The organism is Endozoicomonas sp. SESOKO4, from assembly GCF_024606275.1.
Map to the genome: position 1 here is coordinate 1 of NZ_JAHHPS010000431.1, position 1,736 is coordinate 1,736.

At 48.6% G+C, this 1,736-nt stretch carries 2 protein-coding genes; both read left to right on the forward strand.

The genetic code is table 11. From position 1 onward, the window contains the following. Nucleotides 1-1,304: hypothetical protein (locus tag KDK16_RS08605; protein ID WP_257275618.1), on the forward strand; the 1,304-nt coding region annotated here is incomplete at its 5' end. A gap of 7 nt (nucleotides 1,305-1,311) precedes the next feature. Further along, entirely contained in the window at nucleotides 1,312-1,662 is a 351-nt protein-coding gene (locus tag KDK16_RS08610) for a hypothetical protein (protein ID WP_257275619.1), read from the forward strand. Nucleotides 1,663-1,736: the final 74 nt, after the last annotated feature.

Here is a 1,736-nt window from a genome sequence, read left to right on the forward strand (position 1 = left end):
ATGTTCAAAACAAGATTCCTCAGGAGCGCTCCAAAACAAGACCCAAGGTTGACAGAAGCAGCGAAGATGCCCTGAAAGTAGCTTTGAAAGACGCTAATGCATCGTTGAAAGAAGCCAGGAATCTTCAGTCCGAGGCGCACAGTCTGGCCAAGCAGGGCGTACTGGAAGAGAACTTGCTGGAATTGGGACTGGGCGGTAAGAGAATGACCAAGGCTGAAAACGACGCATTTTGCGCGGCCCGGGATTCTGACGAGCTGGTGAGTTCACGAAAGCAGGACGTGAAGGATCTGGAGCGTGCCCAAAAAGATCTGAAAGCAGAACAAAAGAGGGCTGCAAAGGCTGATAAGAAAGCGCATCAGGCGCTAGACCGATTGCAAAAAGACTCATTGTCTCTGGGTAGGTCGGTACCAAAAATCCGTAGTAAAGTGGTGACAGCCAAGGATCATTCCCGCAAAAGATTGGGAGAAGAACTCAAGTCTTTGCAAAGGGCCCAGAAGAAAGCTAAGGCTCTCGCAGCTCATGGTAAGAAGTTACTGGCTAAAGCCGATGAAAAGCAGATGAAGCATGGCATTGATACAGTGCCAGTGAAAGACGCGATCAAGCATCATATTTCAGACGCTGAAACCGAAGTCAAACAGCTGGAAATCGAAGTGGCTTCGTTAAAGCAAACAGTGAAATTGGCTCGACAATCTGAAAAAGCATACAAGAAACAGCAAAAAGAAGACGATAGAATTCTCAGGCAACAGGAGAAAGCAGCAAAAAAGGCTGCCCGAAAGAAAACCGGACTGTCTGAGAAAACGCAAAGTCCAAAAGAGCTGCTAAAGAAAAACGAAGCATCAAAAGTTGAAAAGCCGATAAAAGAGCCAATAATTGAGGGGCAGAAGCAAGAGGTTTCCAGAACACCATCCGACAGGGCCAGTTTCAGTCCATCAGAGCTGCCTCCTTTGAAGTCTGGTAAGACCCAGATGAGGGCTTTTCTTAAGGGGATTACGCCTCAAAAAGCAATGACTGCACAGGCGCTGGAAAAGGCCATGGAAACTTTGCACAAACCCAATGACTATCGACAGGTGTTGGCTGATATTGTGGCCTCAGGTCTGAATGTTGAGGAACAAGTCAGGCTCAGGTCCGGTCTCAGTGCTTGCATGTTGGGAGCCATGAGAGATCCGGAGAAATTTAAACTTTTCAATAGGGGGTTTATTGAACATATTATGTTTGGCGATAGTATGGTCGAAATCCAGCAGCAATACCCTGTGTCAGTGAAAAAAGACTTGGAAAGAATTGACAAAGAAGCAGCGAGGAAATAACACATTCATGGAATCCGACCATCTGCAGCAGCTCCAGCAGCGGGTAAGCGAGGCAGAAGCCTTTGAAGCCTCCGTTTTGAAAAATCTGGAAGAGGTCCAGCATAGGGTTGGAGAGTATTCCGAGAAACTGACCCGTCTCAATAGCAAGATGGCGCTGTTGGAAGCTAGTCAGGCAGCCGATGAAGAGCTGGCAGGGAAAATGGATGTACTTAAATCCGAGCGGGACGACGCCGAGGCAGCCTATCGTGAACAGACCGCCCAAGAGTCGAGACTACAAAGAATGGAACTGGACGCCATCAGCCACCTTAAGGTGGCCAGAAATGAGCTGAAAATCGCCCAGCTCAAATCCGGCTCCTGAAAGCAGCGTTACAACTCTCCGGTAGGCTTCTCGGCAGGGGCTGCTGGGGGTGGGGTCTGAAGTGGTCCATTCAT

Bases quoted from the DNA above. Each gene is read 5' to 3' on its own strand.
- KDK16_RS08610 (WP_257275619.1), top strand. From the start codon at position 1,312: ATGGAATCCGACCATCTGCAGCAGCTCCAGCAGCGGGTAAGCGAGGCA.